At 33.1% G+C, this 15,268-nt stretch carries 13 protein-coding genes and 1 pseudogene; 9 read left to right on the top strand and 5 right to left on the bottom strand.

Going from position 1 to position 15,268, the window contains the following annotated elements; all coding sequences use genetic code 11:
* The first annotated feature begins 12 nt into the window (after window positions 1-12).
* Window positions 13-582, top strand: coding sequence for a DUF3172 domain-containing protein (locus tag Anndu_RS16970; protein ID WP_464102324.1), 570 nt, complete (start codon window positions 13-15; stop codon window positions 580-582).
* 7 nt (window positions 583-589) lie between these two features.
* Here Anndu_RS16970 and Anndu_RS16965 read toward each other — a convergent pair whose 3' ends face one another.
* From Anndu_RS16965 to Anndu_RS16955, 3 genes are all read right to left on the bottom strand, one after another.
* Window positions 590-1,342 carry a DUF5765 domain-containing protein gene (locus Anndu_RS16965; protein WP_464102323.1) on the bottom strand — a complete coding sequence of 251 codons (753 nt, stop codon included), beginning with the start codon at window positions 1,340-1,342 and terminating at the stop codon, window positions 590-592.
* 124 nt (window positions 1,343-1,466) lie between these two features.
* On the bottom strand, window positions 1,467-2,459 hold the full coding sequence (locus tag Anndu_RS16960; protein WP_464102322.1) for an NAD(P)/FAD-dependent oxidoreductase: 993 nt from the start codon (window positions 2,457-2,459) through the stop codon (window positions 1,467-1,469).
* A gap of 136 nt (window positions 2,460-2,595) precedes the next feature.
* A complete protein-coding gene (locus Anndu_RS16955; RefSeq protein ID WP_464102321.1) occupies window positions 2,596-3,732 on the bottom strand; it encodes an SAM-dependent methyltransferase in 1,137 nt (378 codons plus the stop codon).
* A gap of 290 nt (window positions 3,733-4,022) precedes the next feature.
* Here Anndu_RS16955 and Anndu_RS16950 point away from each other — a divergent pair, with 290 nt between their 5' ends.
* The 7 genes from Anndu_RS16950 (at window position 4,023) to Anndu_RS16920 (ending at window position 12,952) form a co-directional block, all read left to right on the top strand.
* Window positions 4,023-4,724, top strand: a complete 702-nt coding sequence (locus Anndu_RS16950; RefSeq protein WP_464102320.1) for a nucleoside recognition domain-containing protein — start codon at window positions 4,023-4,025, stop codon at window positions 4,722-4,724.
* Window positions 4,724-5,275, top strand: coding sequence for a spore maturation protein (locus Anndu_RS16945; RefSeq protein ID WP_464102319.1), 552 nt, complete (start codon window positions 4,724-4,726; stop codon window positions 5,273-5,275). The genes Anndu_RS16950 and Anndu_RS16945 overlap by 1 nt, the downstream gene beginning before the upstream one ends.
* A gap of 148 nt (window positions 5,276-5,423) precedes the next feature.
* Entirely contained in the window at window positions 5,424-7,109 is a 1,686-nt protein-coding gene (locus Anndu_RS16940; protein WP_464102318.1) for an ABC transporter permease, read from the top strand.
* Window positions 7,110-7,303: 194 nt separating this feature from the next.
* The gene (locus Anndu_RS16935; RefSeq protein WP_464102317.1) at window positions 7,304-7,771 is read left to right on the top strand and encodes a PPC domain-containing protein; all 468 of its coding nucleotides are present in this window, start codon (window positions 7,304-7,306) and stop codon (window positions 7,769-7,771) included.
* A gap of 91 nt (window positions 7,772-7,862) precedes the next feature.
* On the top strand, window positions 7,863-9,362 hold the full coding sequence (locus Anndu_RS16930; protein WP_464102316.1) for a protein kinase domain-containing protein: 1,500 nt from the start codon (window positions 7,863-7,865) through the stop codon (window positions 9,360-9,362).
* A 122-nt stretch (window positions 9,363-9,484) separates the two neighbouring features.
* Window positions 9,485-10,192: a Crp/Fnr family transcriptional regulator gene (locus tag Anndu_RS16925; protein WP_464102315.1), complete on the top strand. Its 708-nt coding sequence runs from the start codon at window positions 9,485-9,487 to the stop codon at window positions 10,190-10,192.
* A 54-nt stretch (window positions 10,193-10,246) separates the two neighbouring features.
* A complete protein-coding gene (locus tag Anndu_RS16920; protein WP_464102314.1) occupies window positions 10,247-12,952 on the top strand; it encodes a CBS domain-containing protein in 2,706 nt (901 codons plus the stop codon).
* 77 nt (window positions 12,953-13,029) lie between these two features.
* Here Anndu_RS16920 and Anndu_RS16915 read toward each other — a convergent pair whose 3' ends face one another.
* A complete protein-coding gene (locus Anndu_RS16915; RefSeq protein ID WP_464102313.1) occupies window positions 13,030-13,971 on the bottom strand; it encodes an IS630 family transposase in 942 nt (313 codons plus the stop codon).
* On the opposite strand from Anndu_RS16915, the pseudogene Anndu_RS16910 reads away from it, so the two are divergent.
* A pseudogene (locus Anndu_RS16910) lies at window positions 13,913-14,973 on the top strand (IS630 family transposase). The gene Anndu_RS16915 and the pseudogene Anndu_RS16910 sit on opposite strands and share 59 nt — an antisense overlap.
* On the opposite strand, the gene Anndu_RS16905 reads toward Anndu_RS16910, so the two are convergent.
* Complete coding sequence (locus Anndu_RS16905) at window positions 14,974-15,234, bottom strand: helix-turn-helix domain-containing protein (protein ID WP_464102312.1); 261 nt, start codon at window positions 15,232-15,234, stop codon at window positions 14,974-14,976.
* Between the last annotated feature and the right edge of the window lie 34 nt (window positions 15,235-15,268).

Here is a 15,268-nt window from a genome sequence, read left to right as displayed (position 1 = left end):
ATTACTGAAATTATGAAACGTCGTCCTTCAAATCGTTATCGCTATGATAATTATGATCGCTATGATTATGATAGCAAAAAAAGTAATTCTTCTAACAGTAATTGGTGGCAAAATTATAGTAATCTTGCCATTTTTGGGGGAATTTTTATTCTAGGTGTAACGGTGGGGATTGGTTTTAGTACCAATACTAATTCTAATCCGGCCAGTATTGATTCTCGTTTAGAAATTGATCGTCAAGCCCCTAATGCTGAATTATGTCAACAGTTTGGGGCTAGTGCAATTGTTACTAATATGAAGGTTTTTATTACTCTTAATCCTTTTAATGTTTTTGTGACTCAACCTCAAATGGAGCCGGGTTGTGTTTTAAGACAAAATAACTGGGCTATTTTAGAACAAAAAGGGTTAGTGAATAATGATCAAGTCAAAGATTGTAAAAGAAGAATGAATACTTTTGGTTTTACTGGCAATTTAGACGCTAATCCTAAAATTAATTGTATTTACCAAAATGATGGGGCGGGAAATTTATTTTTAAATCAACCCGGTACATCCGCCCCCCCACAACCTGAATCTGAGAATTTTTAAAAAGAATTTATCTCAGGATTAAGTCAGGAGTTTTTGTTTTTAAAACAGGGGAATTTTCAGTTTCTTCTGTTTTCCAGAACCACCATTTTTGAGTATATAAAATTTCTCTTAATGGGGTTTTTATTACTAATAAAAGTAAGCCGATCGATAATAAGCACCATACGGCCGGCCACTCATTAATATTATTAGTTAAAATTCTGGCCAATAAAGGGCCAGAAATTAAATGATATACTACAAATTTCCATGAACCATAAAGAAAAGGTAGTAAAAAAACAGGTAAATAATAACCTAAAGTTAACCCTCTAAAGCCGTTTAAAGGTGCTTCCCATGCAATATGCCAATTACCATGTACTGAGCAGAGATGTTGGCCACAGAATGGCTCATGGCCTACATTACATAAGTTTGCCCATTGAAAAGGATAAATTTTAATTAACATGGCAATAGCACCTAAAAAACAAAATCCATAAACATAAGGACTAATTTTTTCCTTAATTTTTAAGGGTATAAAGTGCATGGCAAAAGCATTGAGGAAAAATGGTTGAAAAGTGATATGTAATGCCCCCAATAATGTTAGTAATTCATTCAAAGGTAGGCCACATTGATCAATAACTGTATAGGTAAAAGCCTGTAATAATTCCATTAAAGAAAAATAAGCAAGGGGTATCCATAAAGCTTTATCTTCGCCTTTAATGGCAACGTAGGTGGTACTGGCTAAACCGATTGTGGCTAAAGTTGCCGAGGCTTGTGCGCTCCAACACATAATATTTTATCTCCATGATTATCAAAAAATGGACTGGTTATCAATTGACAATTAATAGGAACAATTGATCATTTTTGAAAGCAAAAATTGTTATTTTTTTACTCTTAAAAGAGCAGATTTAGTATTAACTAATGCCTAAAACTTTGAATAGGAAAGGCTCAATGATCCATTCAAAAAATTGATTCAAACTAACATGATCAACAACAGATTTTTGATTAATACCCATAATTTGATTAGCTACTAATAATCCACTTTCCACACAAGGGCTAATTCCTTCCCCCAGATCAATTGTTGCTAATCCGGCGGAATCTCCGATCAAAAAACAGTTATTTTTCTTAATTTGTGTGCCTTGAGTAAATAAATAATAAGCATGACCGCCGGGGCTTAAATTGTGGGCTGTTTGGGGATCCAGTAAAGCTAGTTTAACCAAATTTTCTAAAAACCATTGAAAATGAGTGTTAATATTAACTTTAGATTCTTCAAAATAAAATTGAAATCCTCCTAATCCTACGTTAAGATAGCCGTTTCCTTTGGGAACATACCATGAATAGCCTTTTAAGCCATGTTGAAAGAAAAATAAATGGGCAAAATTATCTCTTTGAGGATATTGAAATTCTTTTTCTAAAGTGATAATTTCTCGTTTTTTTACCCTTTGATGGGGGAAAAAGATTCTTCTGACGGGACACCCTGTTCCACCTGCTCCGACTAAGTATTTACACTCATATTCCCCATCAATGACATAGTGATCTCGGTGTTGTTCAATGGTTTTGACTTGATGGGTGTTAACGGTAGCGCCCGATCGCCCTAATAACCAATCATCAAACTCGATCCTACGGATAGAATAATCTTGCCATCGGCTAGGGAATCCCCCCAAAGCAAAGGGAAAAGAGCCGATATAGACTTTTGTTTTCAATTTGAGGAGGGAATAGGGGTAATCTTGAGGGGTAAATTCAAGATTTTTCATTACTTGAGAAGTAATCCACCCTGCACACAATTTTAGACGTGGAAAGGTTTGGCGATCGAGAATTAATACTTCTTTACCATGTCTGTGCAATTGCCAAGCACAACTGCTTCCGGCTGGCCCACCTCCGACTACAATTGTTTCAGAGTATTTCATTGTTTTGTAGTGTGTGAGTATGATTAATAGACTTCTTGCAGAAGTCACGAAAAAACAGAAGGTAAAAGTAATCAAAATTGATTAAAATGCCTAAAGAATTGATTAAACTTGTTTTTTTATTACTTTTACAATATTTCTAATTTTGTTTAGTTAATACAAATTGAGTATTACCTAAAATTTCTCCATTACAAGCTCTAAAAATGGCAATACACATAATTAAATATAAGCGCCAAATGCGGCGAAATTTTGCATAATTCATGCCATAATCTAAGGTTTTCAAGTAATCTTGATTTTGATCAAAATTATCTAACCATGCTTGTAAAGTTTTAGCGTAATTTGTGCCATTATGAAACCATTTATTTTCTAATTTAAAATTAGAATTAATGGGGGGAATATTATGATAACTCCAGCCTCTAGCTTTTGGAAAGATATATTTTTCAAGGTAAAGTATCATAATTGTATGGGGTATTTTACTAGAAATAAGATGAAAAAATACTTTACCTTGGGGCTTGAGAAAAGAGTCTATTTTTTTCAATCCATCAGCAAAATTACCAATATGTTCAAATAAACCAATAGCGACAACTTTATCAAATTTTTGTTCAAAATTGGCTTTATTCACATCCTGTTCACAAACCGTAAAGCGATCGCTGTGAAAATAACTATCCGGCTCTTGGGCTTTTTGGCGCATATAATCACAATGTTCTCTACTTAAATTAAGAGCCGTTATTTTACAATTAGGAAATTTAGCCAAGATGTAATGGGATGCACTGCCAAAACCACAACCTAAGTCCAAAATTTCGTCACCGTCTTCAATTTGGAGTTTATCAATTGCATCTTGAACCATGTCTATTTGGGCTTGTTCCAAAGTTTGCGCACCTCGATCCCAAAGAGCCATCGTATATTTAGGGTACATTAATTTCCCTTCCCCAAGCATTACTTTAAATAATTCCTTGGGCAGATCATATTGAATTTTCATCAATTCTTGAGAACCTTCTGCTAATAATTCACTTTCCATTAAAAGCCACTTATAAGGTATTAATAAAAAAGGGTATTTTTGATAACAAATAGGCACGACAAAATTAAGGATTGATTTAAGCAAATGATCGGGTATTTCTAAGCCATTAATATAAGCTTCACATCCTAACATTTGAATGGCATTAAAAAGTTTAATTTGCCAACGATGTTGATCATAAAGTGAAGCAAAATCAATAGAAGGGGATATGTCTTGATTCACTTCATGTTCAACCCCATCAACTTTAGCGATAAAAGTCATACTGATACCTCTTTAAAATTGATTTTTTATTAAATTTTTTAAAAAAGATTTTATGTTTTTTAAAAGAAAATATTAAATTGTATCTACTAAGTAGATGTTTATTATATGCAACTCAATTATAACTGCAATATTCGGGAAAAATATTAAAAAAATCTTAAAAAAAAATGTTATAAATATTAAAAAGTTAATTGAGCCAATTGACGGTTGTTAAAACAATTTTTGTCCATTAGTTCCAGAAAATGTTATACTTATCTATTTATTTAATCAATTAATTATTTTTTTTTGATAAAATGCTTAATTATGTTTGGTTTGGGTTAATGGCCATTTCAGTAATTATGGCCATAATTACCGATGTGACTAATCAAATTAATGGGGTTGAATTACCTATTGATCCTGAAACTAATCAACAGGTTTTAACTCAGATTGAAAAAGTGACAGAGGCGGCCATTTCTAGCGCAGAAACGGCGGTTGAATTAGCGATCGGTTTAATTGGTATTATGGCGCTTTGGTTAGGAATTATGAAAATAGCTGAAGCATCAGGTTTAATAGATATAATTGCGAAAATTGTACGGCCTATTACTATTAAATTATTTCCAGACGTTCCGCCGGATCATCCTGCGATCAGTGCCATTGTTTTAAATATGTCTGCCAATATTTTAGGCTTAGGAAATGCGGCCACACCCCTTGGTTTAAAAGCAATGCAGGAATTACAAGCTTTAAATTCTAATAAAGATACGGCGACTAATGCGATGTGTACATTTTTAGCAATTAATACTTCAAGTGTGCAATTAATTTTACCTGCGACTGTAGTTGCTTTAATGGGAACAACCTCAAGTCAAGTTTTTCTGACCACAATTTTAGCCACCACAATTGCAACAATTAGTGCAATTATTTCCGCCAAAATTTTAGAAAAATTGCCTTCTTTTGCGATTCAAACTAATGAAAATTTAATTTTTCAAGATACTACTAAAATTCAAGAGGAAGAAGAATAATGGTTGAATCTATTACCGATATTTTTAATACTACGGCTAAGTATATCATTCCTTTATTATTAATGGGAATACCTGGTTATGCTATTATTGTTAAAAAGGTCAAAGTTTATGAAGTTTTTACGGAAGGAGCGAAGGAAGGTTTTGATATTGCCATCAGAATTATTCCCTATTTAGTGGCAATTTTAGTGGCCATCGGGATGTTTCGGGCTTCAGGGGCTTTAGATTTATTTTTAAATGCGATCGAGCCTGTTTTAAATTTAATTGGTTTTCCTAAAGAAAATTTATTTTTAGGGATCATGAGATCCTTTTCAGGAAGCGGGTCTTTAGGCTTATTAACTGATATTATAAATGAACATGGGGCTGATTCTATTTTTGCAAAAATAGGAGCAACAATGTACGGCTCAAGCGAAACAACTTTTTATGTTTTAGCGGTTTATTTTGGCTCAGTTGGTATTAAAAAAGTGCGTCATTCTTTATTAGCCGGCCTGATAGCTGATGCTGTTAGTATTTTTAGTTCAGTTTATATTTGTAAACTATTTTTTGGGTGGTAATAAGTTAAGTAATAAGTAATAAGTAAGTTAAATTTAATTAAATATATGATTAATTATACCTAATATTGGGTTAATTAATCTCTGTGTCAAAAAAATTAAAATCTGTTCAAGAAATATAGTAATATTTTAATATTAATTTTAAGATAAAATGCAATCAAAAGAAAAATATAATTTATTAAAATTACCTTCAATTTTTAATCGTTTTTCTGTTAATATCTGGACAGGTTTAGTTATCATAATTGCTTTAATTATTTCTATTCCTGTTTTATTTGTTTTAAGTAGTGTTTTTTCTGATTCTGGTGATGCTTGGAGTCATCTTGCTTCTACAGTTTTACCTGATTATTTAATTAATTCTTTTTGGTTAATGATCGGGGTAGGAATAGGTACAACTATTTTAGGAGTTGGCACGGCTTGGGTTGTGACAATGTGTAAGTTTAAAGGTAGTGGAATTTTTGAATGGGCTTTATTATTACCCATGGCCGCCCCCGCCTATTTATTAGCATATACCTATACTGATTTATTTAACTATTATGGTTTTATTCAAACTACTTTAAGGAATACTTTTGGATGGCAAAGTATTAATGATTATTGGTTTCCTAATATTCGCTCGTTAGGTGGGGCGATCGCCATGTTTATCTTAGTATTATATCCTTATGTGTATCTATTAACAAGAGTTTCCTTTTTAGAACAGTCAGATAAAACTTTAGAAGCATCCAGAAGTCTTGGTAGTAGTGCTTTAAGAAGTTTTTTTACTATTGCTTTACCCCTAGCCAGACCAGCCATTATTTCAGGAGTTTCTTTAGCTTTAATGGAAACTTTAAGCGATTTTGGCACAGTAGAATATTTTAGTGTCAGAACATTTACAACGGGCATTTATCGCACATGGTTTGGACGGGATCAAAGGGTAGCCGCCGCACAGTTGGCCGCTGTCTTAATGTTATTTATTTTTATTTTAATTTTACTGGAAAAATGGTCAAGAAAACAATCAAAATATTATCAAAATACCAGCCGTTATCAACATCAATATCAATATAAATTAACTAGAATTAAAGAAATTTTAGCGATATTATTTTGTTTAATACCTGTTACCTTAGGATTTTTAATCCCAGCAGGTTTACTCTTAAATATGACGATTCAAAATGCTCAAACTACCCTCAATAATAACTTTTGGCAACTAGCAACTAATAGCCTAATTCTAGCCATTATCACCGGAGTTTTAGCGGTCATTTTAGCGGTTATTATTGCCTATGGACAACGCTTATTTCCCTCTTTATTAATGAGTTTAGGAGTGCGTATTTCAGCCATGGGTTACGCTATCCCAGGCTCCGTGATTGCCGTAGGCATTTTAATACCAATGGGATGGTTAGATAATACAATTGATACTTGGATGAAAACCCATTTTAATATTTCCACAGGTTTAATTTTTAGTGGTACAATTACTGCTTTAGTTTTTGCCTATTTGGTGCGATTTTTAGCGGTTTCTTTCGGAGCGATCGAGTCAAGTTTAAGTAAAATTAAACCCAGTTTAGACGATGCTTCCCGCAGTTTAGGCAATAGCCCCACTAACACCTTAATTAAAATTCATGCCCCCTTAATGTGGGGAGGAGTTTTAACCGCCGGAATGTTAGTATTCGTAGATGTGATGAAAGAATTACCCGCCACTTTAGTGATCCGCCCCTTTAACTTTGATACTTTAGCAGTAAGAGTGTATCAATATGCGTCAGATGAAAGATTAATTGAAGCCTCAGCCCCCGCCTTAGCCATTATTTTAGTGGGCATCATTCCGGTAATTTTCTTAAGTTTGAAAATTGCCCATTCTCGCCAACACAATTAAATCGGTTTAACTTAGAAGATGAGCTATTCTGACTAAGAAAAATGGGGGGGGGTTAAGTATTTGTGAAAAAATTTTCACAAATTGTGATTTTCAATTACTATAAAAATAGTTAAATTGTCAGATGACTAAATTTTAGTAAACTGGTAATTTAATCAACAAATCAACAGACCAAAGGCTATTTTTGAAAAATTCTTATGCAAAAAATCAAAACTTTTGTTAACATCTGTAGCTCTAGCTTAATGATTGGGGCTACCTTGGTGGGTTTAGAGTTAGTCGTACCCCTTCAAGCACAAGCTCAAATGTATAATCCAGTTGAGATTAATTCTAGTGAAGAAATTAAAGACTCTTTATCAAATCAAGATATTCCTACGGGAATGGGAGGCTTTGCTAGAGATTATAAAATTAATCTTCAGGCTGGGGATCAAGTGGCAATTGATTTAACTTCCGATGAATTTGATACAGTGATTACTTTAATTGGCGCTGATGGCATGACTGTGGCGGAAAACGATGATGCTCTTGATGGCTCAACTAACTCTTTATTATTTATGCGAATTAAAGAAGAACAAGCAGGAGATTATATTATCCGAGTTCACGCCTTTGGTGAAACTGGTAGTGGTAATTTTACCCTCAAAGTTTCTAAATTATGTGAATGTGGAGAGTAAATAATAAGTAATAAGTAATAAGTGACAAATAATAAGTAATAGGTAATAAGAAATAAGTTGATATTCTACAAAGAACAAATAACGAATAATTATGCAAAATGTTATCAGTTATTGTCTAAATCCTTCCTGTAATTCACCTCAAAATCAAAGTAATAATAATTATTGCCATAGTTGCGGTAAATCTTTAATTTTGGCTCAACGCTATCGCAGTATTAAACCTTTAGGTAAAGGGGGTTTTGGTAGAACTTTTTTAGGCATTGATTATCAACTTCCTTCCCATCCCTATTGTGTCATTAAACAGCTTTATTTTCAAGAGCAAAATCAAGCAATTCAACAAAAAATAATTCAACTTTTTGAACAGGAAGCACAACAATTAGAACAGTTAGGAAAACATCCTCAAATTCCTAGTTTTTTAGCTCATTTTGAACAGGAAAATCAACTTTATTTAGTACAAGAATATATTAAAGGTCAATCTTTAAGTGAAGAAAAATTTGGCAAAGGTAAAGAGCCAGAAACTAAAATTTGGCAACTTTTAAAAGAACTTTTACCCGTTTTACAATATATCCATGATCATCATATTATTCATCGGGATCTTAAACCTGATAATATTATGCGCCCTCAAGGTGATCAAAAATTATTTTTAATTGATTTTGGGGCATCTCGTTTGTTTACAGAAACAGCGATCAGGGGGGGGGCAACTATTATTGGCACACCTGAATTTATGTCTCCTGAAGCAACTAAAGGAAAGGTATTTCCGGCTAGTGATCTCTATAGTTTAGGGGTAACTTGTCTTAGTTTATTGACTCAAAAATCTACCACAGAATTATTTGATTTTATTGAGGAAAAATGGCATTGGCACGAGGCTATTCCTAGCGGAATTTATATTAGTTATCGTCTGGGTAAAATTATAGATAAATTAATTAATCCTTCTTTACGTTTACGTTATCAATCTGCTAATGAAGTATTGCAAGATATTGATCCCCTATTGCTCAAAACATCTACTCATATTTCTTCCGTTTCCCCTCCTCAAATCAACCCGACTCCTCAACAACAATTACAGCGACTTAGTTTAGAGTCTACCATATTAACTAATAATAATTCAGTTAATAATCAAGGTACTTTAGTTGAAGAAAAATCTGAAGTAAATTTATTAAATTTCGAGATTAATTTAGACAAGTTAACTAAATATTTAAAAAGTCATAATTGGAAAAAAGCTGATGAGGAAACGGCGGAATTATTAAGCCAATTAAAAGAAAAAAAAATTGGTAAATATTTATTTAATAGTGATATAGAAAAATTACCCTGTGAAACTTTAAAATTAATTGATCAATTATGGGTAAAATACAGTAATGGTCATTTTGGTTTTTCTGTTCAAAAACGTATTTATCAAGAAGTTAATGGAGATTATATTCAATTTTGTGAGCGTATTGGTTGGTTATCTTATCGCCCCCATTGTGATGGTTTAGATTTAAGTTTTAGTATTAAAGCCCCCAAGGGCAATTTACCGTCTCGGAGGTGGGTGGGGGGTTACGCTTGGTGGAAACACGCTGAAATTTTAGCAAACAAATTAACTCAATGTAATATTAATTAATTATTAATTGATAATTATTAATTAATAATTAATAATTTACGATAAGAAATAACAAATAACCAATTGACAATTGATCACAAACAAGAGATAATAAAACATTGAATCTTAAATCTTAAATAAAAATGGATGAAAAACATCACCATCGAGATATAAACCTTGATCTACAGGAATTACTAGAAATAACTCCCCTTTTTAAAGGCATTCCTGAAGATAGTTTAAAACAAGTCACAGCCCATACTGTAACTCGTGTTCACCCTGCTAACCAAGTAATTTTATTAGAAAATGATTGGGGCGGATCGGTTTATTTTATCCTTGATGGTTGGGTTAAAATTAGAACTTATAATGTGGATGGGAAAGAAGTAACATTAAATATTATTGGCAAAGGTGAAGTTTTTGGTGAAATGGCCGCTTTAGATGAAGTTCCACGCTCTACCGATGTAATTACCTTAACTCCTACTAAAATCAGCAGTATTCCCTCTCAAGATTTTGTTAATTTAATTCATCATGAACCATTGGCCGGAGTGCGTTTGGCTCAGTTAATGGCTACCCGTTTACGTCAAGTCAATCGCCGTTTAAGATTAAGAGAATCTGATAGTATTTCCAGAGTAGTAGATATAATTCTCTTTTTAGCTGAAAGTCAGGGTAAACAGGGCAAACACGGTTTAGAAATACCCAATTTACCCCATCGAGAGTTGAGTAGTTTAAGCGGTTTGGCAAGGGAAACTGTGACTAGGGTTTTAACCAAAATTGAGCAAAGGGGTTTAATTGAAAGGGATCAAAATATTATTTCTATTCCCGATCTTTCTGCTTTAGAAAAAATGATTAATTAATTATTTGTTATTAGTCAATTCTTAATTATCCATGATCAATTATCAATTATAAAAGTGTTAGATTTAATCTTATGTCATACAACAGCAGACTTTGATGCGGTGGGGGCGGCCGTTGGTTTAAGTCGCTTAAAAATAGGCTCAAAAATTGTTTTAACCGGAGGCGCACATCCCGCCGTTAAGGACTTTTTAGCCTTACATCGAGATGAATATAATTTTATTGAAAGAAGAAGTGTTGATCCTAAAAAAATTCGCTCTTTAATTATTGTTGATACCCAATACAGCGATCGCCTTGGAAAATGCAAAAGTTGGTTAGAATTACCTAATATTAAGATCGAATTATATGACCATCATTTAGATGCTAATAGCGATCTAAAAGTGAACTTTCAACAAATAGAAGAAGTGGGCGCAAGTACAACTATAATTGTTGAAAAATTACAGGCCGAAAATATTAAATTAACTACTTTTGAAGCCACCGTGATGGGCTTAGGTATCCATGTAGACACCGGATCCTTAACTTATGAACAAACTACCCCCAGAGATGCGAAAGCCTTGGCCTGGTTGATGGAACAGGGCGCAAACGTGAAAATTATGGGCGAATATGTAGAGCCTAGTTTATCCCCCCAACTGCAACAACTCTTTACCCAAGCCTTAAACCGCCTCAAAACCTTCAATTTATACGGTTATACCGTTGTTACCGTCTTATTGGATAGTGAAAATTTTATTCCGGGTTTATCCAATCTTACCGCTAGATTGATTGAATTGATTGAATGTGATGCCATGTTGATGGCTCATCGTTATTACCGCCATCGAGGTGAGGTATTAGAGGATAGTGAGGAACAAAAAAGATTAACTATTATTGGAAGAACTCGCATTGAAGGGACAAATTTACATTATTTATTTTCAGAATATGGAGGAGGAGGTCATTCTCAAGCCGCTTCTTTATCTTTAAAAAAGATAAATTCAGAGATAATTATTGAAGAATTACTCGAAAAATTAAAAAATCAAATTCCCCATCCTTTAACCGCAAGGGAATTAATGTCTTCCCCCGTACGCACGATCCGCCCCCATACCACCATCAAAGAAGCCGAAAGAATTTTATTCCGTTATGGCCATTCAGGGCTATCGGTAGTTAACGAAAATGATCAATTAGTAGGTATTATTGCGAGAAGGGACTTAGATCTGGCTTTACATCACGGTTTTAGCCATGCCCCCGTTAAAGGCTACATGAGTCAAAACCTCAAAACCATTACTCCTGATAGCCTTTTGCCTGAAATAGAGTCTCTGATGGTAACTTATGACGTGGGGCGTTTACCCGTACTCGAAAACGGCAAGTTAATTGGCATTGTGACCCGTACTGATGTACTAAGACAATTGCATCAAGATAAACAGGAGCGCCACCTTGATTATAACGAGAAAAACCCCCGCACATCGTGTCTTTTACCCTCCATCCGTGAGCGTCTCACCTCTAAAATTTGGCAAATTTTAAATTTAGCGGCGATCGAAGCCCATAGGAGGGGATGGCATTTATATTTGGTAGGAGGAGCAGTGCGTGATCTGTTATTAGAGCAGGATCATGAGAGTTTATTCCTCCAAGATATTGATTTAGTGGTTGATGGTTTTCATAATTCCGCCGATGTGGGGGCAGGGGTAGAATTAGCTCAAACTTTACAGAGTATTTATCCTAATGTGAGGTTATCGGTGCATGGTGATTTTCAGACGGCCGCCTTATTATGGCACAAGGATCCGGTTTTCGGCTCGTTATGGGTAGATATTGCCACCGCCAGAACTGAGTTTTATCCCTATCCGGCCGCTAATCCTCAAGTTGAGGCTAGTTCCATTCGTCAGGATCTTTACCGTAGAGATTTTACCATTAATGCTTTGGCCATTCGTTTAACTGAGCCAAGGGGAGGAGAATTATTAGATTTTTTCGGAGGTTTATTAGATTTAAAAGCGAAACAAATCAAAGTATTACATCCTAATAGTTTTATTGAAGACCCCACCCGCATCTTTAGGGCTGTAAGATTTGCAGTAAGATTAAGATTTAATTTAGAAATTCAAACAGAAAATTATATCCGTTATGCGATCGAAAGTGGAGTTTATGAGCGTTTAAGACTAGGGACAAATGTAGCTCCCGCCTTAACTACCAGACTTAGAGCAGAATTAAAATATATTTTAAATAGTGAATATTGGAAAAAAGCATTGCAATTTTTAGAAGAATTAAACGCTTTAAAATGTCTTGATTCTAGTTTAAAATTAACACCACAATTATGGTGGCAAGTGCGTTATCTCGATCGTTGGTTAAAAGTGCTTGATCCTGACAATACCTTACATCATTGGTTGATGCGTTTAGAAATTTTAATTTTAAGTTTAAAAGAAATTAACCGTAAAAATTTAGCAAATAGCTTTCATTTACCAAAGGAAAGTATAGAAAGATTAACGAATTTTCATCTTTTAGAAAACAAAATTTTAGAGCATATTTTAAAGTGTGAAAAAATCTCTGATCAAGTAATTTTATTAAGAAATTATAGTAAAGCATCTTTAATCTTATTAGGGGCGAGAAGTTTACCAAATATTCGTAAAATAATTTGGCAATATTTAACAGTGTGGTCAAAAATTAAAGCCCCATTAAATGGTAATGATTTAATCAAAATGGGATATAAACCTAGCCCAGAATTTCAAAATATTTTAGAACAATTATTAATGGCAACTTTAGATGGTTTAATTAACACAAAACAAGAAGCAATTAAATTTTTAAAATAGAATTTGGGATTTAGTATTTGAGAGATCGCTAATATTTTACCCCCAATCTTTTGGCTTATACCATTTACAAAAAGTAGCTACACAGATAAAGCATTCACAATATAATCCCAACCTGCTAAAGACAGGATAAAATCTTCTTGTAAATTATTTAAGATATTAGCTACTTTATTTTTGACATCATCTAAGTTCTTAAACCAGATATTTTTTAACTGTTGTTTGATATATAACCACAGTCTTTCAATCGGATTTACTTCTGAACAATAAGGTGGTTGAAATAACAAAATTATATTCTCAGGTACTTCTAACTTTTTTGCTCTATGACAAGGTGCATTATCTAACTGTATTATATGAATCTCATCGGGATATTCTTTACTAAATTCTTTTAAATATTTACCAAAGCATTCACTATTAAAATGAGATAGTTCATAGAAAAAACTTTTGCCATTTTGGACTTCGATTAATCCATAAAGATAATAATAGTCATAATGCCATTGTAATTCTTGTTCTGGTTTGACTCCTTTTAAAGTTATTTTCCTTCCTAATTCTGTTCTAAAACCTAATCTAGTTTCATCTTGACACCAGTAACAAATATTTTTAGTATCGCCCCATTTCTCTTTTATTTGAGCTATTATGCCTTTTAATCTTATGGGTAAATACTCTTTAAATACGGATATTACCCCTTCATTTTGATACTCATGATAAGGACGTGGTACTTTTAATTTTGCCCCTAATTCGTATCTCACTAATTGATGTATTGTGGTATAACTTATCTCAATATCTTGACAAGTAAATAACCATATTTTTATTTCTTGGTAACTGTTAAATCCTTGAGGCTCACTTAATTCTTTTTTGACTAGAGCAACTGTTTCTAGCTCTAGTTTTTTTGGTCTTCCTGTTTTATACCATTTACAAAAAGTAAGTTCAGGGTTAGTATAGGAATAAATTAACAGGAGCAATAGTATGTCAGGAATATCAAAAATAGAAGTAATTGAATCAGCAGATACACTAAAAAATCTCATGAAACAACAAAAAACAGCTTTGAATTTTGCCAAAGTTCAAGCTTTATATCTTTGGAAAATTCAAGTGGCTGAAACGATCAGATACTTAGCGGTAATGATGGGGCGTAGTGAGAGAACAATTTACGAATGGTTTCACTTATATAAGACGGAAGGATTAGACGCATTATTACAAGAACATAATAAAACAGGAAGACCAAAAAAACTAGAGCTAGAAACAGTGGCTCTGGTCAAAAAGAATTAAGTGAGCCTCAAGGATTTAACAGTTACCAAGAAATAAAAATATGGTTATTTACTTGTCAAGATATTGAGATAAGTTATACCACAATACATCAATTAGTGAGATACGAATTAGGGGCAAAATTAAAAGTACCACGTCCTTATCATGAGTATCAAAATGAAGGGGTAATATCCGTATTTAAAGAGTATTTACCCATAAGATTAAAAGGCATAATAGCTCAAATAAAAGAGAAATGGGGTGATACTAAAAATATTTGTTACTGGTGTCAAGATGAAACTAGATTAGGTTTTAGAACAGAATTAGGAAGGAAAATAACTTTAAAAGGAGTCAAACCAGAACAAGAATTACAATGGCATTATGACTATTATTATCTTTATGGATTAATCGAAGTAGAAAATGGCAAAAGTTTTTTCTATGAACTATCTCATTTTAATAGTGAATGCTTTGGTAAATATTTAACAGAATTTAGTAAAGAATATCCCGATGAGGTTCATATAATACAGTTAGATAATGCACCCTGTCATACTGCCAAAAAGTTAGAAGTACCTGAGAATATAATTTTGTTATTTCAACCACCTTATTGTCCAGAAGTAAATCCGATTGAAAGACTGTGGTTATATATCAAACAACAGTTAAAAAATATCTGGTTTAAGAACTTAGATGATGTCAAAAATAAAGTAGCTAATATCTTAAATAATTTACAAGAAGATTTTATCCTGTCTTTAGCAGGTTGGGATTATATTGTTAATGCTTTATCTGTGTAGCTACTTTTTGTAAATGGTATTATTATGTTCTTGTAATAATGCCTCTAATCCTTCCGTCTTATATAAGTGAAACCATTCGTAAATTGTTCTCTCACTACGTCCCATCATTACCGCTAAGTATCTGATCGTTTCAGCCACTTGAATTTTCCAAAGATATAAAGCTTGAACTTTGGCAAAATTCAAAGCTGTTTTTTGTTGTTTCATGAGATTTTTTAGTGTATCTGCTGATTCAATTACTTCTATTTTTGATATTCCTGACATACTATTGCTCCTGTTAATTTATTCCTATACTAAC

The sequence above is a fragment of the Annamia dubia NIES-4383 genome, from assembly GCF_055394725.1.
This window is presented reverse-complemented; position numbering and strand designations above follow the sequence as displayed.

Bases quoted from the DNA above. Each gene is read 5' to 3' on its own strand.
- Anndu_RS16925 (WP_464102315.1), top strand. From the start codon at position 9,485: ATGGATGAAAAACATCACCATCGAGATATAAACCTTGATCTACAGGAA.
- Anndu_RS16915 (WP_464102313.1), bottom strand. From the start codon at position 13,971: ATGAGATTTTTTAGTGTATCTGCTGATTCAATTACTTCTATTTTTGAT.
- Anndu_RS16940 (WP_464102318.1), top strand. From the start codon at position 5,424: ATGCAATCAAAAGAAAAATATAATTTATTAAAATTACCTTCAATTTTT.
- Anndu_RS16960 (WP_464102322.1), bottom strand. From the start codon at position 2,459: ATGAAATACTCTGAAACAATTGTAGTCGGAGGTGGGCCAGCCGGAAGC.
- Anndu_RS16935 (WP_464102317.1), top strand. From the start codon at position 7,304: ATGCAAAAAATCAAAACTTTTGTTAACATCTGTAGCTCTAGCTTAATG.
- Anndu_RS16945 (WP_464102319.1), top strand. From the start codon at position 4,724: ATGGTTGAATCTATTACCGATATTTTTAATACTACGGCTAAGTATATC.
- Anndu_RS16950 (WP_464102320.1), top strand. From the start codon at position 4,023: ATGCTTAATTATGTTTGGTTTGGGTTAATGGCCATTTCAGTAATTATG.
- Anndu_RS16955 (WP_464102321.1), bottom strand. From the start codon at position 3,732: ATGACTTTTATCGCTAAAGTTGATGGGGTTGAACATGAAGTGAATCAA.
- Anndu_RS16905 (WP_464102312.1), bottom strand. From the start codon at position 15,234: ATGTCAGGAATATCAAAAATAGAAGTAATTGAATCAGCAGATACACTA.
- Anndu_RS16970 (WP_464102324.1), top strand. From the start codon at position 13: ATGAAACGTCGTCCTTCAAATCGTTATCGCTATGATAATTATGATCGC.
- Anndu_RS16965 (WP_464102323.1), bottom strand. From the start codon at position 1,342: ATGTGTTGGAGCGCACAAGCCTCGGCAACTTTAGCCACAATCGGTTTA.
- Anndu_RS16930 (WP_464102316.1), top strand. From the start codon at position 7,863: ATGCAAAATGTTATCAGTTATTGTCTAAATCCTTCCTGTAATTCACCT.